At 66.7% G+C, this 24,506-nt stretch carries 25 protein-coding genes; 17 read left to right on the top strand and 8 right to left on the bottom strand.

Annotated elements, in window-relative coordinates; genetic code table 11:
* The first annotated feature begins 44 nt into the window (after positions 1 to 44).
* Both ACZF5Y_RS16475 and ACZF5Y_RS16470 read left to right on the top strand, forming a co-directional pair.
* Complete coding sequence (locus ACZF5Y_RS16475) at positions 45 to 620, top strand: hypothetical protein (RefSeq protein ID WP_497533762.1); 576 nt, start codon at positions 45 to 47, stop codon at positions 618 to 620.
* Positions 621 to 648: 28 nt separating this feature from the next.
* Positions 649 to 939 carry an ABC transporter ATP-binding protein gene (locus tag ACZF5Y_RS16470; protein WP_497533761.1) on the top strand — a complete coding sequence of 97 codons (291 nt, stop codon included), beginning with the start codon at positions 649 to 651 and terminating at the stop codon, positions 937 to 939.
* Positions 940 to 994: 55 nt separating this feature from the next.
* Here ACZF5Y_RS16470 and ACZF5Y_RS16465 read toward each other — a convergent pair whose 3' ends face one another.
* The 5 genes from ACZF5Y_RS16465 to ACZF5Y_RS16445 form a co-directional block, all read right to left on the bottom strand.
* Positions 995 to 1,525, bottom strand: coding sequence for a hypothetical protein (locus ACZF5Y_RS16465; protein WP_497533760.1), 531 nt, complete (start codon positions 1,523 to 1,525; stop codon positions 995 to 997).
* Positions 1,522 to 2,331 carry an LssY C-terminal domain-containing protein gene (locus ACZF5Y_RS16460; protein ID WP_497533759.1) on the bottom strand — a complete coding sequence of 270 codons (810 nt, stop codon included), beginning with the start codon at positions 2,329 to 2,331 and terminating at the stop codon, positions 1,522 to 1,524. Before ACZF5Y_RS16460 ends, ACZF5Y_RS16465 begins: the two co-directional genes overlap by 4 nt.
* A 146-nt stretch (positions 2,332 to 2,477) precedes the next feature.
* The gene (purB, locus tag ACZF5Y_RS16455; protein ID WP_497533758.1) at positions 2,478 to 3,863 is read right to left on the bottom strand and encodes an adenylosuccinate lyase; all 1,386 of its coding nucleotides are present in this window, start codon (positions 3,861 to 3,863) and stop codon (positions 2,478 to 2,480) included.
* Positions 3,864 to 3,934: 71 nt separating this feature from the next.
* The gene (locus ACZF5Y_RS16450) at positions 3,935 to 4,438 is read right to left on the bottom strand and encodes a low molecular weight protein-tyrosine-phosphatase (RefSeq protein ID WP_497533757.1); all 504 of its coding nucleotides are present in this window, start codon (positions 4,436 to 4,438) and stop codon (positions 3,935 to 3,937) included.
* 26 nt (positions 4,439 to 4,464) lie between these two features.
* Positions 4,465 to 4,872, bottom strand: coding sequence for a phage holin family protein (locus tag ACZF5Y_RS16445; RefSeq protein ID WP_497533756.1), 408 nt, complete (start codon positions 4,870 to 4,872; stop codon positions 4,465 to 4,467).
* 70 nt (positions 4,873 to 4,942) lie between these two features.
* Here ACZF5Y_RS16445 and ACZF5Y_RS16440 point away from each other — a divergent pair, with 70 nt between their 5' ends.
* The 5 genes from ACZF5Y_RS16440 to ACZF5Y_RS16420 all read left to right on the top strand — a co-directional run bounded on the left by ACZF5Y_RS16440 (position 4,943) and on the right by ACZF5Y_RS16420 (position 10,109).
* Positions 4,943 to 6,055, top strand: a complete 1,113-nt coding sequence (locus ACZF5Y_RS16440; protein ID WP_497533755.1) for a histidinol-phosphate transaminase — start codon at positions 4,943 to 4,945, stop codon at positions 6,053 to 6,055.
* A 75-nt stretch (positions 6,056 to 6,130) separates the two neighbouring features.
* The gene (locus tag ACZF5Y_RS16435; RefSeq protein ID WP_497533754.1) at positions 6,131 to 7,312 is read left to right on the top strand and encodes a thiamine pyrophosphate-dependent enzyme; all 1,182 of its coding nucleotides are present in this window, start codon (positions 6,131 to 6,133) and stop codon (positions 7,310 to 7,312) included.
* Positions 7,309 to 8,310: an alpha-ketoacid dehydrogenase subunit beta gene (locus tag ACZF5Y_RS16430; RefSeq protein ID WP_497533753.1), complete on the top strand. Its 1,002-nt coding sequence runs from the start codon at positions 7,309 to 7,311 to the stop codon at positions 8,308 to 8,310. The genes ACZF5Y_RS16435 and ACZF5Y_RS16430 overlap by 4 nt, the downstream gene beginning before the upstream one ends.
* Before the next feature lie 29 nt (positions 8,311 to 8,339).
* Positions 8,340 to 9,707 (top strand): dihydrolipoamide acetyltransferase family protein, encoded by a 1,368-nt coding sequence (locus ACZF5Y_RS16425; RefSeq protein WP_497533752.1) that lies wholly within the window; start codon positions 8,340 to 8,342, stop codon positions 9,705 to 9,707.
* Positions 9,708 to 9,734: 27 nt separating this feature from the next.
* A complete protein-coding gene (locus ACZF5Y_RS16420; RefSeq protein WP_497533751.1) occupies positions 9,735 to 10,109 on the top strand; it encodes a hypothetical protein in 375 nt (124 codons plus the stop codon).
* 71 nt (positions 10,110 to 10,180) lie between these two features.
* Here the strand turns inward: ACZF5Y_RS16420 and ACZF5Y_RS16415 are convergent, their stop codons facing one another.
* Complete coding sequence (locus ACZF5Y_RS16415) at positions 10,181 to 10,825, bottom strand: MIP/aquaporin family protein (protein ID WP_497533750.1); 645 nt, start codon at positions 10,823 to 10,825, stop codon at positions 10,181 to 10,183.
* Positions 10,826 to 10,962: 137 nt separating this feature from the next.
* A complete protein-coding gene (locus tag ACZF5Y_RS16410) occupies positions 10,963 to 12,009 on the bottom strand; it encodes a cation diffusion facilitator family transporter (protein WP_497533749.1) in 1,047 nt (348 codons plus the stop codon).
* Positions 12,010 to 12,129: 120 nt separating this feature from the next.
* Between ACZF5Y_RS16410 and ACZF5Y_RS16405 the strand changes: the two genes are divergently transcribed.
* The 5 genes from ACZF5Y_RS16405 to ACZF5Y_RS16385 all read left to right on the top strand — a co-directional run bounded on the left by ACZF5Y_RS16405 (position 12,130) and on the right by ACZF5Y_RS16385 (position 16,977).
* The gene (locus ACZF5Y_RS16405) at positions 12,130 to 13,353 is read left to right on the top strand and encodes a glycosyltransferase (protein ID WP_497533748.1); all 1,224 of its coding nucleotides are present in this window, start codon (positions 12,130 to 12,132) and stop codon (positions 13,351 to 13,353) included.
* Between the two features lie 502 nt (positions 13,354 to 13,855).
* Entirely contained in the window at positions 13,856 to 14,149 is a 294-nt protein-coding gene (locus ACZF5Y_RS16400; protein WP_053386261.1) for a WXG100 family type VII secretion target, read from the top strand.
* 101 nt (positions 14,150 to 14,250) lie between these two features.
* Positions 14,251 to 14,520, top strand: coding sequence for a hypothetical protein (locus tag ACZF5Y_RS16395; protein ID WP_497533747.1), 270 nt, complete (start codon positions 14,251 to 14,253; stop codon positions 14,518 to 14,520).
* 16 nt (positions 14,521 to 14,536) lie between these two features.
* A complete protein-coding gene (locus tag ACZF5Y_RS16390) occupies positions 14,537 to 16,453 on the top strand; it encodes an alpha/beta hydrolase (RefSeq protein ID WP_497533746.1) in 1,917 nt (638 codons plus the stop codon).
* Complete coding sequence (locus ACZF5Y_RS16385) at positions 16,453 to 16,977, top strand: hypothetical protein (RefSeq protein ID WP_497533745.1); 525 nt, start codon at positions 16,453 to 16,455, stop codon at positions 16,975 to 16,977. Before ACZF5Y_RS16390 ends, ACZF5Y_RS16385 begins: the two co-directional genes overlap by 1 nt.
* A gap of 44 nt (positions 16,978 to 17,021) precedes the next feature.
* On the opposite strand, the gene ACZF5Y_RS16380 is transcribed toward ACZF5Y_RS16385, so the two are convergent.
* Positions 17,022 to 17,780, bottom strand: a complete 759-nt coding sequence (locus ACZF5Y_RS16380) for a GntR family transcriptional regulator (protein WP_497533744.1) — start codon at positions 17,778 to 17,780, stop codon at positions 17,022 to 17,024.
* Between the two features lie 187 nt (positions 17,781 to 17,967).
* Here ACZF5Y_RS16380 and iolC point away from each other — a divergent pair, with 187 nt between their 5' ends.
* Genes iolC through iolD form a run of 5 tightly spaced genes read left to right on the top strand, consistent with a single transcriptional unit; the run spans position 17,968 to position 24,363 of the window.
* A complete protein-coding gene (gene iolC / locus ACZF5Y_RS16375) occupies positions 17,968 to 18,924 on the top strand; it encodes a 5-dehydro-2-deoxygluconokinase (RefSeq protein ID WP_497533743.1) in 957 nt (318 codons plus the stop codon).
* Positions 18,925 to 18,926: 2 nt separating this feature from the next.
* On the top strand, positions 18,927 to 19,811 hold the full coding sequence (locus ACZF5Y_RS16370; protein WP_497533742.1) for a class I fructose-bisphosphate aldolase: 885 nt from the start codon (positions 18,927 to 18,929) through the stop codon (positions 19,809 to 19,811).
* Positions 19,812 to 19,861: 50 nt separating this feature from the next.
* On the top strand, positions 19,862 to 21,376 hold the full coding sequence (locus tag ACZF5Y_RS16365) for a CoA-acylating methylmalonate-semialdehyde dehydrogenase (protein WP_497533741.1): 1,515 nt from the start codon (positions 19,862 to 19,864) through the stop codon (positions 21,374 to 21,376).
* A 30-nt stretch (positions 21,377 to 21,406) separates the two neighbouring features.
* Positions 21,407 to 22,426: a 5-deoxy-glucuronate isomerase gene (gene iolB / locus ACZF5Y_RS16360; RefSeq protein WP_497533740.1), complete on the top strand. Its 1,020-nt coding sequence runs from the start codon at positions 21,407 to 21,409 to the stop codon at positions 22,424 to 22,426.
* Complete coding sequence (gene iolD, locus ACZF5Y_RS16355) at positions 22,423 to 24,363, top strand: 3D-(3,5/4)-trihydroxycyclohexane-1,2-dione acylhydrolase (decyclizing) (protein WP_497533739.1); 1,941 nt, start codon at positions 22,423 to 22,425, stop codon at positions 24,361 to 24,363. The genes iolB and iolD overlap by 4 nt, the downstream gene beginning before the upstream one ends.
* Positions 24,364 to 24,506 lie beyond the last annotated feature (143 nt).

Here is a 24,506-nt window from a genome sequence, read left to right as displayed (position 1 = left end):
GGTGGCGCCGGGGTAGACTGGGGCGAGACGAAGAAAGGGGTGTCATGGCTGCTGCAGTACCGACAGCTGCGGAATCACCGACTCCTGAGACTCCGGTCGCACGCCCCGTTCGGCTCGTGCGCGTTGCCGTGCTGATCATCGCCGGCATCGCTATCGCATTCACCGCAACCCTGCACGAGCAGCTGGGCTTCGACCTCGGCGTGACCGCGGCCATTTTCGGCCTCATCGCCATCGCGCACCTGCTCGAGTGGTTCTCGGTACGCGCCTCGGGCGGTAACGCCGTGCCGCTCCTGCTGGCGGTCGTGTCGATCGCCGCTGCGGTCGCGCTGCCGATCACCGGCTCCGTCATCGGTTTCGCGGTCGTCGTCGCGGCCTGGGCACTCGTGAGCGCGCTGCTCGAGTTCGTCGGCTCGACCGTGCGTCCGGGCAGCCGCCAAGACGCGGTGTTCCTCGGCGCGATCGGCATCCTCCTCGCGCTGCTCACCATCCTGGTCCGCACCGACCAGGTGGCTATTCTTGGCTTCCTCGGCGCCTACGCCATGGTCGCCGGCGTATTCCTCGGCATTTCGGCCTTCGACACGCGTCGCACTGCGACGTCGGTCGCGGCCACCGAGCAGTAGTTTCCCTGCACCTCTTCGAAAGCACACGATGACCCAGCCTCCCGAGCCCGCCAATCAGGATCGCGTGACCCCGTCGCGTCGTGACCGCCTGAAGCCGCTCGAACTCATCGGCTTCTCGCTCGTGCTCGGCGTCTTCGCCGGCTTGGTCGTGCTGCTCACCACGCGCGACCTGGTGCTCGGTCTGGTCTTTCTCGGTGTCGGCTTCATCGTCTCCATCATGATGGTCGCCCTCGTGGGTCTCGGCGGCAAGCCGAGCCAAGAAGACATTGACGCGCGCAAAGATCTGCGCGGACCCGACGACAAGCCCAACTGGCACTGACCTCGCTCGTGCAAGGGGCACCGGGACTGGCCGCGACGCCTGCGAATCTCCGTCGTTACGCCCGGCGCAGCTGACGCTTGTGCTCCCGGCGCGCATCCCGTCGGCCGATGGTCCACGCACGGGCGTCCCGGCTCGAGAGGGCGAGCAGGAGCAGTATGTCGAGTGAGAGTGTCAATAAGGTCGTGCGTACCGTGATCTCCGCGCCCGACACGAAGTAGTTGATGGCTGACGCGGTGATGCTGGCGGCCGCCCAGCACATCGCGAGCATGCGCGCACGATTGCTGCCCCGCCACAGCGCCCAGGCGAAGAGCGCCAACGAGCAGATCCAGAGCGCCTCGAACGCGACGAACACTCCGAGCACCAAGCCAGAACTGACGCCGTCGAGGTCGACGTCGCGCATGAGGCGCGGCCAGGCGATGACGACGCTCACGACCCACAGGATGCCGCCGAGGCAGCGCAGCAGCACGAGCAGGGCGCCCCCGGCCAGCGACAATGGGCGCTTCGCTGTGGGCGGTGCCGGGGCCTGCGGGCCAGCGAGAACCGCTGCCGCCTCTGAGGCCGACCGCTTGGCGTGAAGCTCGCTCATGCCTCCCCCACATCGAGAATCGGCAGATCGCCATCGGTGTGGATCGAATCGCCGCCACCATTGCGCGAGTGATACCCGGTGGCGAAGTCGCGCAGCACCTCGAGGCCGACTCCGGCATCCGCTGAACGCACGGTCGCGATGACGTGGTCGCGCTCGACATCGGTATCGGCGTCGATCTTGTGGGTCACCTGCAGGGTGAACAGCGACAATCCCACGGCCCGATCGAACGTGCCGGCGGCCAACCAGTCGACGCGGGCGCCACCGGGCAGCAGCCAGCCGTCAGGAGTGCGCCAGAATCGCACGTGGTGACGCTTCGCCGGATTTCCTTCGACCTCTTGCTGGTACGCGAAGTCTTGCATGCGTGAGAAGAGGAAGAGCGGGCTGACCGGTGCGCGATCATAACTGCGCCGAGTGATGGTCGAGCTGATGATCCGCGACGATGAGCCGAGCGTGACGGGGTCGGCCTTGATCCACCCCGCACGTTCCATTGCGCGGTGGAGCGCGTCTTCGTCACCGCGCACCGCGAGATTGATCGGATCGCCCAACAGGCCATCGCTCGTGCGGGCGCGGCCGATGAAGTAGTCGGGCACGTAGATCGTCGTCAGGATGCGATGCAGGCGAGGCAGTACGAGATATGCGAGGATCACCCAGAAAGCGATCATGAAGAGGATGCCGAACCAGCCGATTTGGAAGCTCTCGGTGAAAATGAGCCAGGCGAGCCAAATCGCCGCGATGCCTGCGTAGACGAAGAATGCGTGGTCGAGCGCGGTTGTCAGCGAAAATCGGCGACTCGGCTCCGGGCTCATGGTCACATCGTAGCTCGCGCTCAGCTCCGTCGAACAGCGCGGAGCCGAGCGCACGACCATACGATCAAGCCCAGACGCACGAACGGGATCGTGCGAAGGCGGGGCGTGCGCCCGGACTCCGCGCGATCCCGCGTATGCGAGCCGCGTCAGCGCTGCAGGAAGTCGACCAGACGCACGGCATCGCCAATGTAGGTCGCGGGAGTGAGTGCGAGCAACCGCTGCTTCGCGGCATCACCGATTTCGAGGCCCTGCACGAACTCAACGAGTTCGGTCTGGCCGATACGACGGCCGCGAGTCAGCTCCTTGAGCGCGGCATAGGGGTCGCTAATCGTCGAGCGACCGGCGGTCACCTCGGCACGGATCACGGTCTGGATCGCCTCGCCGAGCACCTCCCAATTGCTGTCGAGATCGGCGGCGAGCACATCGGGGGCCGCATCGATCTGGCCGAGGCCCTTGAGGATGTTGTCGAGGGCGAGCACCGAGTGACCGAGGCCCACACCGATGTTGCGCTGCGCCGAGGAGTCGGTGAGGTCGCGCTGCCAGCGGCTCGTCACCAGCGTTGCGGCGAGCGAGTCGAGGATCGCGTTCGAGAGCTCGAGGTTGGCCTCGGCGTTCTCGAACCGAATCGGGTTCACCTTGTGCGGCATGGTCGACGAACCCGTCGCGCCGGCGACCGGGATCTGGCGGAAGTAGCCGATGGAGATGTAGCTCCAGATATCGGTCGCGAGATTGTGCAGAATGCGGTTCGCGTGCGCGATGCGCGTGTAGAGCTCGGCCTGCCAGTCGTGCGATTCGATCTGCGTGGTGAGCGGGTTCCAGTCGAGCCCGAGGCCCTCGACGAACTGCTGCGACACCTCGGCCCAGTCGGTGTCGGGGTCGGCGGCGAGGTGCGCCGCGAACGTGCCGGTCGCGCCCGAGAACTTGCCGAGGTACTCGATGTCGTCGATCTGATTGAGCTGGCGCTCGAGGCGGTGCACGAAGACGGCGAGCTCCTTGCCGAGCGTCGTCGGCGTCGCGGGCTGGCCGTGCGTGCGGCTCATCATGGGGAGCTCGCGGTACTGCTCGGCCTGGGCGGCGATCGCACCGATGACCTTTTCGAAGCGGGGGCGCCACACGTCGGCGACGGCCTGCTTGACCGTCAACGCGTACGAGAGGTTGTTGATGTCTTCACTGGTGCAGCAGACGTGGGTGAGCTCGGCGAGCTGTCCGAGTCCCTGCGCTTCGAGGCGTGCGCGCACGAGGTACTCGACGGCCTTCACGTCGTGCTGCGTCGTGCGCTCGGTCTCGGCGAGCTCGTCGATCTCGGCCTGGCCGAAGTCGGCGGCCCAGGCACGCAGTGCCGCGAGTTGCTCGGGCGCGATCGGGGTGCCACCGAGCAGCGAGTGCTCGGTGAGATAGGCGAGCCATTCGACCTCGACGTGCACGCGAGCCTTGTTGAGGCCCGCCTCTGAGAGCGTGTTGCCGAGGTCGGCGACCGCTGCGCGGTACCGTCCGTCGAGCGGGCTGATGGGCTGCGTGGGAAGCGGGGTCATGTGAGCCTCTCGAGATTCGGGATCGCGGTCCGCCTCCTATTCTCCCATGCGGGGCAGCCGCAGCCTCGCGCTCATGCCGACACCTGCGGTACGAGGATGTGCGGATCGTTGATCAGCTCCGCGAGCAGCGCCGCGCAGGCGCGCTCGACCTGCGCACGTACCTCGTCGAATGCGTCTTGGTCGGAGAAGTAGGGATCGAAGACATCGGGATCAGACGGTCGTTCGGGGTCGAAGCTCGTGAGCAATACGATGCGCTCAGGATCGGCACCGCGAGCGATTATCGCGTCGCGATGCTCACGGGCGAGCGCGACGAACAGGTCGATGTCGGTGATGTCGGCGCCCGACAGCTGCGCGGCGCGGTGGGAAGTTCCATCGAACCCTGCGCGGTGCAGGGCGGTGACGGCCCGGTGATCCGCCCCGTCACCCACGTGCCAGTCGCCCGTGCCGCGCGACGACACCGCAAAGCGATCGGCCGCACCGGCGAGCTCGGCGAGGCGCCGGAAGATCACGTCGCCCATCGGTGAGCGGCAGATGTTGCCCGTGCAGACGAATGAGATGCGCAGTGGATCGCTCATCTCTCCAGTGTGCGGGATACTCCGTGTCAGCGGTCCTTCTTCTTCGACGTGCCGAGCAGTCCGTTCAGAATGCCCGACAGGATCGTGAGCACGAGCGCCGCGAGCACACCCCACCAGAAGCCTCCGAGCCGCAGCCCGAAGCCGGCGAGATCGGAGAGCCACGCGACGACCCAGAGCATGACTCCATTCACAATGAGACCGAAGAGCCCGATCGTGATGATGTAGAGCGGGATCGAGACGAATCGCACCACACGGCCAAGCGTGCCATTGACGAGACCGAAGATCAGCGCAACAAGCACGAGCGTAATGAGGTACCCGGTGCTCTCGGTGTTGAGCGGAACCACCCACACCCCGTGATTGCCGGGGCCCCCCACGATGAGTGTCGTGAGCCAGAGGGCGAAAGCGTTGACCAGTACGCGGATGACGGATCGCATGCGCCCATTCTCGCACCGCCACTCCGGGCGCGCTCAGGGTCGGCCGCACGCGTCACTAGACTCGGTGACCATGAGTGAGCCCGCAGTCTCCCCCGTCCGTCTTCGCGCTGACGTACTGGCCGTGCCGGCCTACCGTCAGGGAGCTGCGCCGACGAAGCCCGGGTTCAAGCTCTCGAGCAACGAGAACCCGTTCCCTCCGCTCCCCGAGGTGCTCGACGCGATCGCGGGGCGCACCGACATCAACCGCTACGCCGCGGTCGCGATGCCCGAGCTGCGCGCCGCCATCGGCACCGACTTCGGGGTGCCGGGAACGCACGTGCACCTCGCCGCCGGCTCGGTCGCGATTCTCTTTCAGCTCGTGCACGCGGCAGCCGGCGCGGGTGACGCGTACGTGCACGCCTGGCCGAGCTTCGAGGCGTACCCATCGCTCGGACTGGCCTCGGGCGCCAAGAATGCTGCGGTGCCGCTCACCGATGGTGCCGAACACGATCTCGATGCCATGGCCGACGCGATTACCGACCGCACCCGCGTTGTGCTGCTCTGCTCCCCCAACAACCCGACCGGCCCGACGATTCGCCGCGTCGACTTCGACCGCTTCATGGCGCGAGTTCCCCGTGACACCCTCGTGGTGCTCGACGAGGCGTACCGCGAATTCGTGACCGACCCCGAAGCGGTGCGCGGTGAAGATGTGCTGCGCGATCACCCGAATCTCGTCGTGCTGCGCACGTTCTCGAAGGCGTACGGCCTCGCGGGGCTGCGCATCGGGTACGGCGTCGGCGATCCGGTGATCTTCGCGGCCGCGGCGAGCGTCTCGATTCCGCTCTCGGTCACCGGTATCGCAGAAACCGCGGCTCGTGCGTCACTGACTCCCGAGGCGCGCGCGGTCCACGCAGAACGGGTCGCGGAGCTCGCGACCCGTCGCGATGCGCTCGCCGCAGCTCTGCGCGAACTCGGTCTCGCGGTGCCGCAGGCGCAGGGCAACTTCGTATGGATTCCCGAGCAGGATCGCTCGGCCGGCGGGGTTCCCGACGCCTTGGCGCTGGCCGCGGAGTTCGCAGAGGCCGGCACGCTCGTGCGCCCGTTCGCCGGAACCGGTGTGCGCATCACGGTCGCAGAGGCCGAGAGCGCAGAGGTCGTCGTCGCCATCGTACGCGAACACCTGGAGGTCCTCGCGGCGGGCTGATCGACCCCGCGCATTCGGTCAACGAGTACGGGTATATCCCGCGATGCGCAGACCCGCTCACTACACTGAATCGAGATGAGCGAACAGATCACAGAGCGCCTGCTGCACGGCGACGATCCCGAGCCGATCCGCTTCCTGGATGCGGATGGCGGGTACGCGCCGTCAGACACTGCTGCCGAATACGCCGCCGAACTCGAGGGCGTCACCACTGCCGACCTGCAGCAGTGGTACCGCGACATGGTCGGCACTCGAGCCTTCGATACCGAGTGCACGCACCTGCAGCGACAGGGCCAGCTCGCCCTCTGGGTGCCGAGCGTCGGGCAGGAGGGCTGCCAGGTCGGCCTCGTGCGCGCGACCGAACCTCAAGACCACGTTTTTCCGGCCTACCGCGAGCACCTCGTCGCGAGTGTGCGCGGCGTCGACCTGCTCGACATCGCCGCGCAATTCCGCGGCGTGACGCACGGCGGGTGGGACATCACCGACCCGGCCAACGGCAACGTGCACCTTTACACCCTGGTGCTGGGTTCGCAGACCCAGCACGCCACGGGCCACGCGCTCGGGCAGGTGCTCGACGCGAAGCGCCGCAACGGCGACACTGCGCTGGACGCGGGGGAAGCCGGCACGGCGACCGGCGAAGCCACCATGGTCTTCTACGGCGATGGCACCTCGAGCCAGGGCGACCCGAACGAGGCCATGATCTTTGCCGCGAGCTACCAGACGCCCGAGGTCTTCGTCGTGCAGAACAACGGTTGGGCCATCTCAGTGCCTGTCGCGCGCCAGTCGCGTACCCCGCTGTACCGTCGCGCCCTCGGTTTCGGCCTGCGTGCGGTGCAGATCGACGGGAATGACCCGCTCGCGGCGTTCGCCGTCGGCCGCCGATTCCTGCGTCTCGCGCGCGAGGGCGCAGGGCCCGGCTACATCGAGGCGCTCACGTACCGCATCGGAGCGCACACGACCGCCGACGACCCGACACGCTACCGGCCCGACGGCGAGCTCGAGGTCTGGCAGCAGCGCGACCCGATCGCACGACTCGAGGCCTACCTGCGCAGCCTGGGTGTCGACGACGCGTTCTTCGCCGAGGTCGCCGAGACCGCGGATCAGCGTGCGAAGGCGGTACGCGATCAGATCTTGACCCTGCCGAAGCCCGAGCCCGAGTCGATGTTTGCGCACGTCTACGCCGAACCGCATCCGCGCATCGACGAGCAGCGCGCCTGGTTCGCGCACTACGAGTCGTCGTTTGAAGGAGGCGCCGCATGACCGAGATCATGACGCTCGCCGAACGCACCACCCTGCCGATTGCGAAGGCGATCAACGAGGGCCTGCGCACGGCCATGGCAGCCGACGACCGGGTGCTGCTGATGGGCGAAGACATCGGCCCGCTCGGCGGCGTCTTCCGCGTGACCGACAAGTTGCAGGCGGAGTTCGGCTCGGCGCGCGTGCTCGACACCCCGCTCGCGGAGGCCGGCATCGTCGGCAGCGCGATCGGTCTCGCACTCCGCGGCTACCGCGCGGTCGTCGAGATCCAGTTCGACGGGTTCATCTTCCCCGCCTTCAACCAGATCACGACGCAGCTCGCGAAGATTCGTGCCCGGCACGACGGCAAGGTTGACATGCCGATCGTCATTCGTGTGCCGTACGGCGGCCACATCAACTCGATCGAGCACCACGAAGAGAGCCCCGAAGCCTACTTCGCGCACACCCCCGGGTTGCGCGTCGTCGCTCCATCGACTGCGAATGACGCCTACTGGATGATCCAGCAGGCGATCGCCTCGAACGATCCGGTGCTCTTCTTCGAGCCGAAGGCGAAGTACTGGCAGAAGGGCGAGGTCGATCCCGCAGCCCCCGCGGCCGATTTGCACCAGAGTCGCATCGCCCGACCGGGCACCGACTGCACGGTCGTCGGGTTCGGTGCGATGGTCAACACGCTGCTGCAGGCCGCCGAGATCGCTCAGACCGAGGGCACGAGCATCGAGGTCATTGACCTGCGCACCATCTCGCCCATCGACTACGAGCCCATTCTGGAGTCGGTGCGCAAGACCGGCCGCCTGGTCGTCGCGCAGGAGGCCTCGGGCAACGCGAGTGTCGGCAGCGAGATCGCGGCGACCGTCGCCGAGCGCGCCTTCTACTCGCTGCAGGCCCCCGTGCTGCGCGTCTCCGGTTACGACGTGCCCTTCCCCGCTGCGGCGATCGAACCGCTCTTCTTGCCCGACGCCGATCGGGTGCTCGAGGCTGTCGATCGCACGATGCAGTACTGACACAGACCATCCCGAACCCAGGAGCACCCATGAGCGAGATGACCTTCCCCCTCCCCGATGTCGGCGAGGGGCTCACCGAGGCCGAGATCGTCACGTGGCACGTGGCGCCCGGCGATACCGTCGCGCTGAACCAGGTGATCTGCGAGATCGAGACGGCGAAGTCGCTCGTCGAACTACCGTCGCCGTTTACCGGCGTCGTCGCCGAGCTGCTGGTCGAGGTGGGTGACACTGTGCCGGTTGGCGACCCCATTCTGCGGGTGACGGTGGCCGGTGAAGCGACCGGTGATCCGGAGCCTGCCGCGTCCGCTCACGTATCGGCCGACACGCATCCCGCGCCCGTCGACAGCGATGAGACACGCGAAGCGGTTGCCGATGCATCGGCGAGCGTGCAGCACGAGGATTCCGAGGGCGGCGCGGTGCTCGTGGGGTACGGTACCGGCGGTGCCGTCACGTCGCGGCGACGTCGTGGCGGTGAGCCGCCGTTGGCCGCAGGCGGCGCTGGTGCCGCTGCCGCATCGATTCCGGTCGCCGAAGCGGCCCCGGTGCTCGCGAAGCCACCGATTCGCAAGCTCGCGAAAGACCTCGGCGTCGACCTGGCAGAGGTCGCCGGCACAGGCATCGCCGGCGAGGTGCTGCGCGATGATGTCGTGCGCCAGGCGTCGCAGGCCAGCCTGTTCCGCAACCTGTCGACTCCCGAGCCGCAGGCGGCGCGTGAAGAGCGCATTCCGCTCAAGGGCATGCGCAAGCAGATCGCCAAGGCGATGGTCGAGAGCGCCTTCGAAGCGCCGCACGTCAGTGTGTTCACCGATGTCGATGCAACGCGCACGATGGAGTTCGTGAAGCGTCTCAAGGCCTCGACTGACTTTGCGGGTGTCAAGGTGTCGCCGCTGCTGATCTTCGCGAAGGCGATGCTCTGGGCGATCCGGCGCAACCCTGAGGTCAACTCGACCTTCACCGACACCGAGATCATTCGTCATAACTTCGTGAACCTCGGCATCGCGGCCGCGACACCGCGCGGCCTCGTGGTGCCGAATATCAAAGATGCGCAGGAGTTGAATCTGCGCGACCTCGCGACCGCGATCGAGCAGCTCACGATCACCGCGCGCGACGGTCGCACGCAGCCTGCAGAAATGGCGAACGGCACGATCACGATCACGAATATCGGGGTGTTCGGCATGGACTTCGGCACGCCGATTCTGAACCCTGGCGAGTGCGGCATCATGGCGATGGGCACGATTCGTGAGAAGCCGTGGGTCGTCGACGGCGAGGTGCGCCCCCGTATGGTGACCACCGTTGGCGGTTCGTTCGACCATCGCATCGTGGACGGCGACGTGATTTCGCGCTTCGTCGCCGACGTCGCCTCCGTGCTCGAAGAACCGGCGTTGCTGCTCGACTGATCGCCGCTGCACGCGAACGGATCACCGATGTATCAGCCGCCGACGCCGCTCAACCCGATGCGAGGGTGGCGCGGCGTGGGCGTGCAGGCGCCCGACCGACCACGGTGGATGCGCCGAGCGGCTCCGGCGTGCGTTGCGCTGCCGTGGATCTGGCTGGCGGTGTTCTGGATCGGGTTCTTGGCGACTGCCGATAGCTGGGCCGGGCTCACGTGGCTGTCGGTGATGTGGATGATCTGTGTCGCCGTGCTGCCCGCCGGCGTGCTCGGCAGCGTGTGGGCCGGGATGCTGCGCGAACGCGGCATGATGTGGGGCGGCATTGTGGGGTCGGTGCTGCTGATTCCCGGGTTCGGATTCGGGTTCGTGTTGCTGATGCAGCTGCTGCACACGCTCCTCACTCGGTGAACGCCGAAGGGCCCGACCGGAGGTGATCCGATCGGGCCCTTCGGGGTGCGGCGCTCGGCCGCGGAGGGTGCTCAGGCGTCAGCCTTCGCGAGGTCGTGGCTGTTGAGCGCACGGAATGCGAGGGCGGCCAGCGCGCCGCCGACGAGCGGGGCGAGGAAGTAGAGCCAGATGTTCGACCAGGCGAAGTCGCCGTGCACGGCGAGGCCGAGCGCGACGGCGGGATTGAAGCCGCCACCCGAGATCGGGCCGACGACGAACGCGCCGATGACGACGACGGAGCCGATGGCGAGGCCGTAGAACGAGTTGCCCTCGGTGTCCTTCGAGGTCGCGACGTTGAGTACGACGTAGACCAGGATGAAGGTGAAGATCGCCTCGACGAGGAACGCCGGGCCGACCTCGATCTCCTTGGCTGCCTCGGCTGCCGGGAAGATGAGCCCTGCGATGAGGGCACCGAGCACGCCGCCGACGAGCTGGGCGATCACATAGGCGACGAAGTCACCGGCGCTGAGCGCGCCGCGCAGCAGCGCGCCGAGCGAAACCGCCGGGTTGAGGTGGGCGCCCGAGAGATGGCCGGTCGCGTAGATGAGCACCATCAGCGTGAAGCCGATGGCGAGCGGCGCGAAGTCGCCTGCGTTGTTGATCGCCGCGACGATCGAGAAGACGAACAGCAGGGTCGCCAGGGCTTCAGCTACCGCATTGCGAACGGTACCGGTCATGTGAGGTACTCACTTTCTGAGAATTAGCTTTGATACACAGCTAATACTCATTATGTCAAAGGGGTGGCGCGCAGTCACGGGTTACGACAGAGCGCGACACCAGAATTCACCCGCACGATCATGCGGATCTCGCGAGGTCAGGCGTGGACGTGCTCGCCGGCAGTCTCGTGACTGCGGGGTTCGAGTTGCAGAGTGACGTGCGAGGTGTCGAAATGCTCGTGCAGGCAGGCGCGTACCTCGTCGAGAATGGCGTGGTAGCCGCGCTCGCTCCACGCCGAATCGGAGACGGTGACATGCGCTGAGAACGCAGGCACCCCCGAGGTGATGGTCCAGGCGTGTACATCGTGAACCTCTTCGACGCCCGGTACCGCCTCCATGTGCGTGCGCGCGGTATCGACGTCGATGTTCTTGGGGGAGGCTTCGAGGAGCACATCGACGACGTCTCGGAGCAGGCTGATGGCACGGGGGAAGATGAGGATCGCGATGAGGATCGATGCGATCTGGTCGACGGCGTTCCATCCGGTGAACATGATGATGACGCCGGCGATGATGACGGCGACCGACCCGAGCAGATCGCCAAGCACCTCAAGATATGCCCCGCGCACATTAAGGCTCTCCTTTTGGCCCGACTGGAGGATGAGCAGCGAGACGAGGTTTGCGGCGGCGCCGATGATTGCCGCGATCAACATCGGCCCCGAGTGCACCTCGACCTCGGTGCCGAAGCGCGAGATGGCCTGAATGAGGATCACCACGGCGATGACGCCGAGCACGATGCCGTTGACCAGCGCCGCGAGCACCTCAACGCGCAGAAAGCCGAACGTGCGCTTCGACGTGGGGGCGAGCCCTGCGATCAGGCTCGCGATGAGCGCGATGGCGACGCCGGTGGCGTCGGTGAGCATGTGACCGGCGTCGGCGAGGAGCGAGAGCGAATTTGAGATGAGTGCGCCGACGACCTGCACGACGAAGACGGTGAGAGTGATGACGAGCACCAGAATCAGCTTGCGACGGTGCTTCGCGGTGCCTGACGCGGCCCCCTGGAGACCGTGGTCGTGACTGTGGCCGCCGTGGCCCTCGCCCGCAGTGCGCGCGGGTCGCGCCGGGTGGCCGGCGCTGAACTCGGGTTCGCAGGCTTCGGCGCCGTCGCCGTCGCGCCGGTCGCCGTGCGGGTGATCGTGCTGGCCCATGACCCTCCTCGAATGATCAGATGCCTCGATGATACCCCCGAGGGGTATCGGGAGTCGAGGGTGCGAATCGAATACCGCTCGACGCACCGGGTACCCCGATCCTGCCACTACGCTCGACGTATGGATACCGCTTCGCTGTCGATCGGCTTCGTCATGCTCCACACGTCGCCGCTCGACGTGCCGGGCACGAAAGACGCCGGAGGCATGAACGTCGTCGTGCGCGCTCAGGCTGAGGCGCTCGCCGCAGCCGGGCACCGCGTGCGCATCTTCACTCGGCGCAGTGATACTGATACCCCGTCGCGGGTCGAGCTGCGCCCCAATCTGACCGTCGTGCTGCTCGACGCAGGTGCACCGCGCCTGCTCGCGAAGGGCGAGCACGAGGCGGTGATGGTGCAGTTCGGTGATCTGCTGGCCGACGAACTGCGCACCGACCCGGTGCAGGTGCTGCATGCCGAGCACTGGTTCTCGGGTATCGCGGCACTGCCGGTGGCCCGTGCACTCGGTGTACCTCTCGTGCAGAGCTACCACTCCATCGCGGCGCCGCCCGAATCGCCGCTCGGCGAGGGGGAGCGCCCGGAGTCGCCGGGTCGCCTTGCGGGTGAGGCGCGACTCGCGAATGAAGCCGATCTCATCATTGCGGTGAGCGAGGCGGAGCGGGCGACGGTGCTCGAGCGCCTCGCGGGCGACCCGGGTCGTGTGCGCGTCGTGCCGCTCGGAGTCGACACCGAACTGTTCCACCCGTGCGATACGGCCGCTTGCGAAGAGCAGCGCGACTGGTTGCGCGGAGGTGGTCGGGCCGAAGTGATCCTCGTCGGGCGCCTGCACCCGCTCAAGGGCTTCGATCTGGCCATCGACGCGATCTCGCGCATTCCCGAGGATCAGCGCCCGAGCCTGCGCATCGTCGGGGCGCCGCCGCCCGACGGCGACGAGTACGTGCGTGCACTCCACGACGCCGTGGCGCAACACGGCATGCTGCGCACCACCGCATTCGACGGCGCACTGCGCCGCCGCGAGCTCGCCGAGCGCATCCGGTCGGCGACCCTGATGCTCGTTCCATCGCACTCCGAGACCTTCGGCCTGGTCGCGCTCGAGGCGGCCGCCTCAGGCGTGCCGGTGATCGCGCGCGACGCCGGCGGGCTGCGCGAAGCGGTCGTCGCGGGGGAGACCGGAGCACTCGTCGCGGGTGACGACGCCTCGGTGTGGGCTGACGCGGTGCTCGAGATGCTCGGCGACGCGGCGCGTCTCAAGGAGATGGGCGATGCGGCTCGCGCGCACGCCCTGCGCCGCAGCTGGCAGGCGTCGTCCGAACGCCTGGTCGAGGTCTACCGCGACGTCATCGGCTGACCGTCGCACCGGCTCATCGTCGAGCGAATGCTCTGAAGGGCCGGACCAGGCTCCCTGGCAGCATTTTCCCGTGCATTTCGCGACGTGGAATGTGGTTTGTCAACGCTTCACCAGGTTTGCAGAAGTCGCAACTGGGAGTGACCGTGGGCAACGTGAACGGAATCACAACGCTCGCGGCAAGGCCTGAGGGTGTTCGGGTGCCTCGTGACCAGGGACGTCGTGAGCAAGGCGGCGGCGAGGATCGCGAGTTCGCGGGAGTGTCTGGCGCTCTCGAGGAGACCCTCAGACCCAACGCGGGCCAAGGGAGGAGTTTGTCGAACTCGGTCAAGTCGTAGCTTCGCGGGCGGTGGCAGGCGAGTGGGGTCCTGCCGTCAGGTTGTTCGACTCCGTGAAATTCATATTTGTAAATACTTGATGGGTATCGTAACGTCACTTTCTATTGGTCGTCCAAATTGGTGTTTCGCGAGGTCGCGGCACCGTACGCATCTGAGGGGAACATCGCATGTCGAATATCAAGGTCAGTTATGGGGAGATCGAGTCGGCTGCGTCGCAGTTGGGTGCGGGTCGTGAGGAGATTACGACGAAGTTGCAGGGCATGCAGTCGCAGATTCAGAGTCTGGTGTCGTCGGGGTTTGTGACGGATCAGGCGTCGGGCAAGTTCAATGACGCGTACACGAAGTACACGACGTCGGCGAACACGTTGATTGCGCAGCTGAATGAGATTCAGCAGTTCTTGACGGGGACGGCGAACGCGATGCGGGATCTCGATTCGCAGATCGCATCCAAGATCAACTGACCCCGCCGCCGGCGAAGCCGCGTTGAGCAGGAGTTGGCCGGGATAGCGGCCACAGGAACTGCTCTTGCGGTTCACCGTACGCATGCGTGACGGAGGAATGCATGAAGGTCGACTACAGTGCCCTCAAGGGTGCCGCATCCAGCCTTACGGGTGCGGCTTCGCGCGTCACTTCGGAGGCAGCGGTGTCTGGCGAACTCGGATCCGCTTCCGAAGGGCCCGACGGTGCGCAATCCGAAACTGCCGGTGACCGAATAGCGACACTGCGGCGACTCGGCGAACTCATGGAAGCGCAGAGCCGCTCCTGCACCGAGATGGTCACGCTCTTCCAGCTCCTCGATGCGCAGATCGCTTCGCAGGTGATTTCACGATGAATCGGAGACACGCGAGATGACTGCAGGCAGCAAAGCGCTCGCGGGCGATCCGGAGATGGCGAAGCAGATCGGCGGGGACCTCAAGCTGCGCACCCTCGGTGTCGACATCTTCACGAAGCTGATGGAGGCAGTCGGCGGACTGGGCGGTCAGTCCGGAAGCGCGGTATCGGTCGAACGGATCCTGACGACCATTCAAGCGAGCTCGGGACCGGCGAATCTGACCCAGGAGGCCGACCAGGCGTGGGGTACCGCTCTCGGTGATTTCGGGCTGCAGGCCGACGACATTAAGCGGCGGGCACAACAGGCCCGGGCGGACTTGGGGTCGGCGAACACCGAGGTGTCGAAGGCCCGAAATCGGTTGAGTGACTTCGACGACTCCAAGAGCTCGCCCGATGACGCTTCGCGTCGGCGCGGTCTCGTGAGCGCGATCAGTGGAGCGGAGGAAGAAGCGGCCGGCGCGCAGCAGCGGCTCAAAGCGCTCGATGAAGAGCGCCGGGGAGTGGATTCAGTGGTCTCGAACTCCATCACCGCCCAGCGCTCGCAGTACGTCGCCGCCCGAAACGCGTTGCCTGAACCTCCGACGGTCTCGGCCGGTGTCACTGTCAGCGTGCGGATGCCGAACGGTACCGTGCAGCAAGTCTCGGCAGTCAGCCTGGCACAGCTCAAGGATCCCTCGGAGATCCGAAGTGTCTGGGACGCGATGACCGAAGAGCAGCGGCTACAGCTCACCAAAGATTTCCCGTCGCTCGTCGGCAACCTGGACGGGATTCCGCTCCGCGACCGGAACACCGCGAACGTGATCACGGCGAAGGCGTACCGGAGCGAACTCGAGAAGCAGATCGAGATGCTCGATCTGCTGCAGAAGCAGCCGGGGGCGGAAGGCATTTTCACGGACAAGATCGCGAGCCTCCGCGGTGAAGTGACGAGCATCGATGCGATTCTCGGAGATCGGAACGACCGACACGAAAAAGGCTTCGGGCAGTACACGGTCTACGACGAAAGCGGCAAGAGTAATACGCAGGCAGGGGTGACGCTAGTGGGGTTCAACCCGTTGCGCGACAGCATCGTGACGTTCCAGGGGGCACTCGACCCGAAGACGGGAGACGTTCCGGCGTGGATGCAGCACGTCAGCGTCTATGTGCCGGGCACCAACTCGAAGCTCTCAGGGTTCACCGATGAGCTGAGCCGAGGGGCGGATCTCATGAGCAAGTCCGGCCCCACATCCGGGTACTTCACCTGGCACGGAGCTCCCATGCCGCAGTTCGACCCACCCGGGCACATCGTCGACGCTGCCGAACGGGGGTTCGCGGATGTCGCCGCCCCGCGACTCGCGTCGTTCGCGAACAGCCTGCGGCTCGGCCCCGAGACCGAGGTGATCCCCGTCGCGCACAGCTATGGTGCGGCGGTGCTCGGCGGTGCCGAATACCTGGGGCTCAAAGCGACCAGGGTCGTCTACGTCGCGCCCGCTGGGCTCGGGCACAATGCGGACGGCATCGAGGACTTCCCGGACACCAAGGATGTGCCGCACTTCGTGTTGCAGGCACGCAACGACTCGGTCGTGGGGTGGAACCAGGGAAATCCGATCGCCGGTTGGTTGGGCCTCGGGCACGGCCCGACCAACCCACTGGACACTCCCGGCGTCGTGCGTTTGGAAACCGGATATCTCGATATCGATCACCCGGAAAAAGGCACCATCGAGAGTCTGGGCGGGGTGGAAACGCACTCAACCCCGTTCAAGCAACACAGCACCTCCATGCAGAACATCACGAGTGTCGTGCAGGGGAAACCGGTCGCGGTGTATCACCCGAACGACACGAAGCAGGTGCACGTCGGGGGGCGGGTGCCCCGGAGCATCACGGTTGAGGTGCAGGACAGCGGGGCGGCGAAGCCTGAGGAAATGATTTCTTCCTTGGACCTGTCGAAGGTGAAGTAATGATGAAACGGCGCAGAGCATTCACGGCCATGCTTTCGGCGATCCTGCTCGTCGGGACGCTCGCCGGGTGCGGGAGCGAGGAACGAAAGGCAGAGCAAGCGGTGGAGCAGCAGGCGCAACTTGACCGATACATGGCCCAGGCAGACACGTGGGGCGAGGAGATCTACGCTCAACTCCCGCCAGAGGAAGTGAAGAACGCGATTCCCGGTGACGGGGGGGTGAGCAAAGCGAGCGACAGCTACGCCGAATGGCCGAAATACTATGTTTGGGACAATCTGGTCACCCTTAAATCGGACGCGCCGCGGACTCCGAGCAAGCTGGCTGATGATCTGGAGCCGTGGCTGGAATCCCAGGGGTGGGTTCGGAATCAGAATCGAGAATTTCCTCCGGGCAAAGAGAGCTTCACGCGCTACTACTTCAGGGATCACTACTCCTTGACGGTTGAGGTCTACACGTGGGCTCCACCGAAGGCCCAGAACATCTTCTTTACGATTGTCACCCCGGACACCAAGCCGACCCCCTAGGCGGTAGCCCGGATCTGGATCAAGACCGACGTAATCAACGCACCCTAGCGCGAGACGAGCGTGGTCTCGAACGAGTAGAGGTCGGGGCGATAGCAGTGGTGGCCTGCCTCGATGACGCTGCCGCCCTGGTCGAAGGCCACGCGATCCATCGTCAGCACCGGGCTGCCCTTCGCGACGTCGAGCAGCTCGTGCTCGTCGCTGTGGGTGCGGCGTGCCCCGATGGTCTGGTTCGCGATCTTGATGGCGATCCCGCGCGCACGCAGCATCTCGTAGAGCCCGTGAGTCTCGAGATCGTCGAGCGTGATGTCGGCGTACTCGGGGGGCAGCAGGTTCTCGAGGATTGCCATCGGTGTGCCGTCGGCGCTGCGCAGGCGGCGAATGCGGGTGATCTCCGTGCCGACGGCAATCCGTAACCGCACTGCGGCTTCTTCATCGGCAGGGATCTTTTCGAGTGAGAGCACGCGGGTCGTGGGGTGATGGCCGGCGCGGGTGAGATCTTCTTGCAGGCTGGTGAGCTCAACGGGGCGGCTGACGCGCGCCTGTACGACCTGGGTGCCGATGCCGCGGCGTCGTACGAGCAGACCCTTGTCGACCAGCTCTTGAATGGCGCGCCGCACCGTCGGACGCGAGAGGCCCAGGTGGTGGCCGATCGCGATCTCGTTTTCGAGGCGGGCCCCTGCGGGGATGATGCCGTCGCGAATCGCGCGCTCAAGACGGCTCGAGATCTGGAAGTAGAGCGGGATGGGCCCATTGCGATCGAGGTCGGCGAATAGTTCGCTCGGCCACACGGGGTCTGTACTCATAGGTGCTCCTCGGCGCTGGGGTGGCACGCGGGCTCGCGACGAGGGACAGTCCCCAGCCCTAATGTGCTGACAACATTACCCCTTTCCCGTATTTCCGGATGGTTTCCGTTCATCTTCGTGCTATTGTTAGGACAAATGCAGCGGTGCACCGGGCCCGCGCACGTCACCACGAGAAGGCGGGTATCGAATGTCGGAAGTGCGGCGTCCAGATGACGTCCTGGCCATGGGTCGACTCGGAGTCGACATCTACCCGTTGCAAGACGGGGTCGGCCTGGAAGATGTCACGAGCTTCGGCAAGTACCTCGGGGGCAGTGCGGCGAACGTCGCCGTCGCCGCCGCGAAGTACGGTCGGGCGAGCGCGCTGGTGTCGCGCGTCGGCGACGATCCGTTCGGGCGGTACCTGGTGCGTGAGCTCGATCGTCTCGGCGTCGACCCGCGCGAGGTGAAGGTCGACCCCGAGTTTCCGACCCCGGTGACCTTCTGCGAGATCTTCCCGCCCGACGACTTCCCGCTCTACTTTTACCGGAAGCCGAAGGCGCCCGATCTGCAGATCGCGACGGCCGACCTCGACTTCGACGCGGTGCGCGAAGCGCGCATCCTCTGGTTCACGCTGACCGGCCTGAGCGAGGAGCCGAGTCGCTCCACGCACTTCGCCGCGCTCGAAGCCCGTGCTGGCAAGACCCACACCATCTTCGATCTCGACTACCGCCCGATGTTCTGGGCCGACCCCGCCGATGCCACTGCGCAGGCGGGCGCAGCGCTCGCGCACGCCACGATCGCAGTGGGCAATAAAGAGGAATGCGAGGTCGCGGTCGGCGAAACCGAACCCGATCGCGCGGCAGACGCGTTGCTCGAGCGCGGCATCGAGCTCGCGATCGTGAAGCAGGGGCCGAAGGGCGTGCTCGCGAAGACCCGCGACGAGCGCGTCGAGGTGCCCCCGCACTTCGTCGACGTCATCAACGGGCTCGGCTCGGGCGACGCGTTCGGCGGCGCCCTCATCCACGGTCTGCTCGAGGGCTGGAACCTCGAGCGCATCTTCCGCTTCGCCAACGTCGCCGGTGCGATCGTGGCCACTCGTCGCGAGTGCTCCACGGCCATGCCCGACGCCGCTGAGGTCGAGGCCCTGCTCACGAAGGGGGCCTGATCATGGCACTCGATTTCCAAGCCTTGCGTGATCTCCGTGCGGGCAATCCGGCGGCGATCGGCCGCGCGCTCGCCGAGCGACGCCGGCGCGACGTCATCGCGGGTGACGGCCGTCTGTTCATCGTGGCGGCGGATCACCCGGCCCGCGGCGCCATCGCCGTCGGCAGTGACGCCACCGCCATGGCCAACCGTTACGACTTGCTCGAGCGCATGGCGATCGCGCTGTCGCGCCCCGGCGTCGACGGCGTGCTCGGCACCCCCGACATCATCGACGACCTCGCGGCGCTCGGCCTGCTCGATGACAAGATCGTCGTCGGTTCGATGAACCGCGGCGGGTTGCGCGGGGCCTCGTTTGAGCTCGACGACCGCTACACCGCGTACGACATCGATGCGATGGTGCGGCAGGGACTCGACTTCGCGAAGACGCTCATCCGTGTCGATCTGAACGACGCCGGTACTGCGGCGACGCTACAGGCGACGGCTCGTGCCGTTGACGATGCGGCGGCGGCCGGTCTGCCGATCATGCTCGAACCTTTCATGAGCAACCGCGTGAACGGCAAGGTCGTGAACGACCTGTCGGCCGACGCCGTCATTCTCTCGACCGCGATCGCCTCCGGGCTGGGCAATTCCAGCGCGTACACCTGGATGAAGCTGCCCGTGGTGCCCGAGATGGAACGCGTCATGGAGGCCACCACGATGCCGACGCTGCTGCTCGGCGGCGACAACGGCGGCGACCCCGACGAGACCTTCGCCTCCTGGGAGAACGCGCTCGCGCTTCCAGGCGTGCGCGGCCTCACTGTCGGCCGCACCCTGCTCTACCCCCACGACGGCGACGTGGCCGGCGCGGTCGACACGGCTGCACGGCTCGTGCACCGCGACCTCGCTTAGACTCCACGCGATCCCGCATCTGATTTCTGACACGACCACGAAGGACTGCAATGAGCACCGATTCACTCCCCGTCATCCCGCACTGGATCGATGGCGCGCGCCGCACCTCGAACAGCGGCCGCACCGCCCCCGTCTTCAACCCCGCCACCGGCGAGGTGCAGGCCCACGTCGCACTCGCCGATGAGGCCGAGATCACCGAGGCCATCGCGTCGGCGAACCGCGGCTTTGCGGTGTGGAGCGAGTTCTCCATGGCCAAGCGCCAGACCGTGATCTTCAAGTTCCGCGAGCTGCTGAACGCCCGCAAGGGCGAGCTCGCTGCGATCATCACCCGCGAACACGGCAAGGTCGTCTCGGACGCGATGGGCGAGATTCTCCGCGGCCAGGAGGTCGTCGAGCTCGCGACCGGGTTCCCCCACCTGATCAAGGGCGCCTTCTCCGAGAACGCCTCGACCGGCATCGACGTCTACTCGATCAAGCAGCCGATCGGCGTCGCGGGCATCATCGCGCCCTTCAACTTCCCGGCCATGGTGCCGATGTGGTTCTTCCCGATCGCCGTCGCCGCGGGCAACGCCGTGATCGTGAAGCCCTCCGAGAAGGATCCCTCGGCCGCGCTGTGGCTCGCCGAGCTGTGGCAGGAGGCCGGTCTTCCCGACGGCGTCTTCACCGTGCTCAACGGCGACAAGCTCGCTGTCGACGGCCTGCTGACCGACCCGGGCGTGAACTCGATCTCCTTCGTCGGGTCGACGCCGATCGCGCAGTACATCTACGAGACCGCCTCGAAGCATGGCAAGCGCGTGCAGGCGCTCGGCGGCGCGAAGAACCACATGCTGGTGCTGCCCGACGCCGATCTCGACCTCGTCGCCGACCAGGCCATCAACGCCGGTTACGGTGCCGCGGGTGAGCGCTGCATGGCGATCTCGGTCGTGCTGGCCGTCGAGCCCGTCGCCGACGAGCTGATCGAGAAGATCACCGAGCGCATCGCGAAGCTCAACATCGGCAACGGCGCAGCGACGCCCGAGCCCGACATGGGGCCGCTGATCACCGACGTGCACCGCGACAAGGTCACCGGGTACATCGACATCGCCGAGCAGGACGGCGCGACGATCGTCGTCGACGGCCGTAACTTCCAGGTCGAGGGGCACGAGAACGGCTTCTTCGTCGGGCCCACGCTCATCGACAACATCCCCACCACCTCGCGCGCCTACACCGAGGAGATCTTCGGGCCGGTGCTCGAGATCGTGCGCGTGCAGACTTTCGAAGAGGGCGTCGAGCTCATCAACTCGGGCGCATTCGGCAACGGCACGGCGATCTTCACGAACGACGGGGGAGCGGCCCGCCGCTTCCAGCACGAGATCCAGGTCGGCATGATCGGCATCAACGTGCCGATCCCCGTGCCCGTGGCCTACCACTCCTTCGGCGGCTGGAAGGCGTCGCTGTTCGGCGACGCGAAGGCTTACGGCGTGCAGGGCTTCGAGTTCTTCACTCGCGAGAAGGCCATCACGAGCCGCTGGCTCGATCCTGCCAAGCACGGCGGCATCAACCTCGGCTTCCCGCAGAACGACTAATTCGAGTACGGATCGGAGCAGGGGACGAATATGACGCAGCAATCGCAGCAGGTCGAACGCTGGTTCCACCGGCGCGGTGAACTCGCCGAGGGTGGATGGGAATCCGTCGTCGACGAGCGCATCCCGGGCTGGGAGCACACCGGCGTGCGGGTGGCTCGCCTGGCCGAGGGCGCAACCATCGCGCTCGAGGGCACGGGCATCGAGCGTCTCATCGTCCCCCTCTCCGGTTCGTTCTCGGTGACCTACCGCGACGGCGCTGCTGACGCCTCGAACGCCGGTGCCGAGACGACCTCGGAGCTCGCGGGCCGTCGCTCGGTCTTCGACGGCCCGACCGACGTGCTCTACCTGTCGTCGGCCGCCACCGCGGAGGTCACCGCGACCTCCGCGCCGAACGGCGAGGCGCGCTTCCTCGTCGCGACTTCTCCGGTGCCCGCCGACCAGCCGCAGCTCGTGCGCCCCTCGCGCTACATGCCGGTCGCCGACGTGCCCGTCGAACTGCGCGGCGCAGGCGCCTCGAGCCGCCAGGTGCACAACTTCGGGCGCAAGGAGTCACTCGACGCGGCCCGCTTCATCGTCGTCGAGGTCATCACCCCGGCCGAGAACTGGTCGTCGTACCCGCCTCACAAGCATGACGAGCACATCCCTGGCCATGAATCGGAGCTCGAGGAGATCTACTACTTCGAGGTCGCCCCGACGAAAGACGCCCCGGCCGGAGTCGATCCTGAGCGCGCATTCGGCATGTTCAGTACGTACTCCTCGCCCGCCGGGCCCATCGAGATCGATTCGCAGGTGCACACCGGCGACATCGCCCTCGTGCCCCACGGCTACCACGGCCCCGCCGTGGCCGCCCCGGGCTACGACATGTATTACCTCAACGTGATGGCCGGGCCCGACCCCGAGCGCACCTGGCTCATCAGCGACGACCCGGCGCACGGCTGGGTGCGCGACACCTGGGAGGGGCAGCAGCTCGACTCCCGTCTCCCCTTCGCTCCCGCCGACACCGGCGCCGCGAGCACCGCAACCGCCACCGAAACGGAGTCCGCACGATGACCACCCGGCGCATGACGGTCAGCCAAGCGCTGATCGAATTCCTCGCGAACCAGTGGACCGTGGATCGCGCGGCCGACGGCACCGAGATTCGCGAGCGCACCATTCCGGGCGTCTTCGGAATCTTCGGGCACGGCAACGTGGCCGGCATCGGCCAGGCGCTGAAGCAGGCCAATGTCGAACAGCCCGATCTGATGCCGTACTACCAGGCGCGCAACGAGCAGGCCATGGTGCACCAGTCGGTGGGCTACGCCCGCATGCATCGGCGCCGCGGCACGTATGCATCGGCCGCGTCGGTCGGGCCGGGTGCGGCCAACCTGCTCACCGGTGCCGCACTCGCGACCACGAACCGCTTGCCCGCGCTGCTGCTGCCGAGCGACACCTTCGCGACCCGCGTCGCCGACCCCGTGCTGCAGCAGCTCGAGCAACCCCACGACATCGGCCTGACCGTCAACGACGCGTTCCGCCCCGTCTCGAAGTTCTTCGACCGCGTGCAGCGCGCCGAGCAGCTCTTCTCGATCGCGCTCGCCGCCCTCCGCGTGCTCACCGACCCGGCCGAGACCGGGGCCGTGACGATCGCGCTCCCGGAAGACGTGCAGGCTGAGGCGCTCGACGTGCCCGAGGAGTTCTTGCAGCCCCGCGAGTGGCGCATTCGTCGCCCGCGCCCCGAGCGCGACGCGTTCGCCCTGGCACTCGAGGCGATCCGCACCGCGAAGCGCCCGCTGATCGTCGCCGGTGGCGGCGTGCTCTACTCGGATGCCGAGCAGCAGCTGCGCGAGTTCGTCGAGGCGACTGGCATTCCGGTTGGCACGTCGCAGGCCGGCGGCGGAGTGCTCGAGTGGGATCACCCGCAGTACCTCGGCGGCATCGGTGCGACGGGTACGCTCGCCGCCAACCGCCTGGCGGCCGAGGCCGACGTCATCATCGGCATCGGCACCCGATACAGCGACTTCACGACGTCGTCGCGCACCGCGTTCCAGGACCCGGGCGTGCAGTTCGTCAACATCAACGTCGCGTCGTTCGACGCGTACAAGCACGGCACGCAGATCCCTGTGGTCGCCGACGCCCGCGAGACGCTCCTGGAGCTGCTCGACGCCCACGGAAACGGGGCGGCAGGGGATCTGCGTGTCGATTCCTCCTATGCCGAGCGCATTGCCGCCGAGAAGGCGGAATGGGACGGCCTGGTCGACGAGGCGTTCGAGCCCTCGGGTCTCGACTTGCCGGGCCAGCCCGAGATCATCGGCGCCGTGCAGCGCTCGTCGGCGCCGGCCGACGTCATCGTGCAGGCGGCAGGATCGCTGCCCGGCGACCTCCACAAGCTGTGGCGCGTGCGCGACCCCTTGGGGTACCACGTCGAGTACGCGTTCTCATGCATGGGGTACGAGATCGCCGGCGGTATCGGCGCGAAGCGCGGGCTCGTCGAAGCCGGAGACGACCGAGACGTCATCATCATGGTGGGCGACGGCTCGTACCTGATGCTCAACACCGAGCTCGTCACCGCGGTCGCCGAGGGCATCAAGGTGATTGTGATCCTGATTCAGAATCACGGCTACGCCTCGATCGGCCACCTCTCGGAGACGGTCGGATCGGAGCGCTTCGGCACCTGGTACCGCGAGTACGACGGGGTCGCGAAGAACTTCCAGGGCGAGCAGGTGCTGCCGATCGATCTCGCGATGAACGCCCGCAGTTACGGCATGGACGTTATCGAGGTCGACCCGGGTGCGAGTGCGATCACCGACCTCGAGGCCGCGATCGCGCAGGCCAAGGCCTCGGATCGCGCGACCTTCATTCACATCAACAGCGACCCGCTGATCTACGCGCCCGACGGTGCGGGCTGGTGGGACGTGCCGGTGCCGCAGGTGTCGACGCTCGATTCCACGCAGCGGGCGCGGGCCGAGTACGAAGAGCAGGTTGCGGCGCAGAAGCCCCTGCTGGGCTGATTCTTCGTCGCGCGTTTTCGATCGACGGGCCCGGTTCTCGCACTGCGCGAGGCCGGGCCCGTCGGCGTTGGTGGGCTCGTCGCAAGCGATTCGCGTGAGGGATCGCGAACCTGTGCGTCGCCGACTGGAAACTTCGGCGAAAT

The sequence above is a fragment of the Leucobacter sp. WKLB1 genome, assembly GCF_059696215.1.
Note: the sequence above shows the minus strand (reverse complement) of the source record. Positions and strands in the feature narration are given on the sequence as shown.

Excerpts from the sequence above, each read along its gene's own strand:
- ACZF5Y_RS16450 (WP_497533757.1), bottom strand. The coding sequence starts at position 4,438 with ATGAGCGATCCACTGCGCATCTCATTCGTCTGCACGGGCAACATCTGC.
- iolC (WP_497533743.1), top strand. The coding sequence starts at position 17,968 with ATGTCGGAAGTGCGGCGTCCAGATGACGTCCTGGCCATGGGTCGACTC.
- ACZF5Y_RS16410 (WP_497533749.1), bottom strand. The coding sequence starts at position 12,009 with ATGGGCCAGCACGATCACCCGCACGGCGACCGGCGCGACGGCGACGGC.
- ACZF5Y_RS16470 (WP_497533761.1), top strand. The coding sequence starts at position 649 with ATGACCCAGCCTCCCGAGCCCGCCAATCAGGATCGCGTGACCCCGTCG.
- iolB (WP_497533740.1), top strand. The coding sequence starts at position 21,407 with ATGACGCAGCAATCGCAGCAGGTCGAACGCTGGTTCCACCGGCGCGGT.
- ACZF5Y_RS16460 (WP_497533759.1), bottom strand. The coding sequence starts at position 2,331 with ATGAGCCCGGAGCCGAGTCGCCGATTTTCGCTGACAACCGCGCTCGAC.
- ACZF5Y_RS16405 (WP_497533748.1), top strand. The coding sequence starts at position 12,130 with ATGGATACCGCTTCGCTGTCGATCGGCTTCGTCATGCTCCACACGTCG.
- ACZF5Y_RS16390 (WP_497533746.1), top strand. The coding sequence starts at position 14,537 with ATGACTGCAGGCAGCAAAGCGCTCGCGGGCGATCCGGAGATGGCGAAG.
- ACZF5Y_RS16370 (WP_497533742.1), top strand. The coding sequence starts at position 18,927 with ATGGCACTCGATTTCCAAGCCTTGCGTGATCTCCGTGCGGGCAATCCG.
- iolD (WP_497533739.1), top strand. The coding sequence starts at position 22,423 with ATGACCACCCGGCGCATGACGGTCAGCCAAGCGCTGATCGAATTCCTC.
- ACZF5Y_RS16400 (WP_053386261.1), top strand. The coding sequence starts at position 13,856 with ATGTCGAATATCAAGGTCAGTTATGGGGAGATCGAGTCGGCTGCGTCG.
- ACZF5Y_RS16440 (WP_497533755.1), top strand. The coding sequence starts at position 4,943 with ATGAGTGAGCCCGCAGTCTCCCCCGTCCGTCTTCGCGCTGACGTACTG.
- ACZF5Y_RS16385 (WP_497533745.1), top strand. The coding sequence starts at position 16,453 with ATGATGAAACGGCGCAGAGCATTCACGGCCATGCTTTCGGCGATCCTG.
- ACZF5Y_RS16445 (WP_497533756.1), bottom strand. The coding sequence starts at position 4,872 with ATGCGATCCGTCATCCGCGTACTGGTCAACGCTTTCGCCCTCTGGCTC.
- ACZF5Y_RS16365 (WP_497533741.1), top strand. The coding sequence starts at position 19,862 with ATGAGCACCGATTCACTCCCCGTCATCCCGCACTGGATCGATGGCGCG.
- purB (WP_497533758.1), bottom strand. The coding sequence starts at position 3,863 with ATGACCCCGCTTCCCACGCAGCCCATCAGCCCGCTCGACGGACGGTAC.
- ACZF5Y_RS16435 (WP_497533754.1), top strand. The coding sequence starts at position 6,131 with ATGAGCGAACAGATCACAGAGCGCCTGCTGCACGGCGACGATCCCGAG.
- ACZF5Y_RS16425 (WP_497533752.1), top strand. The coding sequence starts at position 8,340 with ATGAGCGAGATGACCTTCCCCCTCCCCGATGTCGGCGAGGGGCTCACC.
- ACZF5Y_RS16380 (WP_497533744.1), bottom strand. The coding sequence starts at position 17,780 with ATGAGTACAGACCCCGTGTGGCCGAGCGAACTATTCGCCGACCTCGAT.
- ACZF5Y_RS16465 (WP_497533760.1), bottom strand. The coding sequence starts at position 1,525 with ATGAGCGAGCTTCACGCCAAGCGGTCGGCCTCAGAGGCGGCAGCGGTT.
- ACZF5Y_RS16430 (WP_497533753.1), top strand. The coding sequence starts at position 7,309 with ATGACCGAGATCATGACGCTCGCCGAACGCACCACCCTGCCGATTGCG.
- ACZF5Y_RS16420 (WP_497533751.1), top strand. The coding sequence starts at position 9,735 with ATGTATCAGCCGCCGACGCCGCTCAACCCGATGCGAGGGTGGCGCGGC.
- ACZF5Y_RS16475 (WP_497533762.1), top strand. The coding sequence starts at position 45 with ATGGCTGCTGCAGTACCGACAGCTGCGGAATCACCGACTCCTGAGACT.
- ACZF5Y_RS16395 (WP_497533747.1), top strand. The coding sequence starts at position 14,251 with ATGAAGGTCGACTACAGTGCCCTCAAGGGTGCCGCATCCAGCCTTACG.
- ACZF5Y_RS16415 (WP_497533750.1), bottom strand. The coding sequence starts at position 10,825 with ATGACCGGTACCGTTCGCAATGCGGTAGCTGAAGCCCTGGCGACCCTG.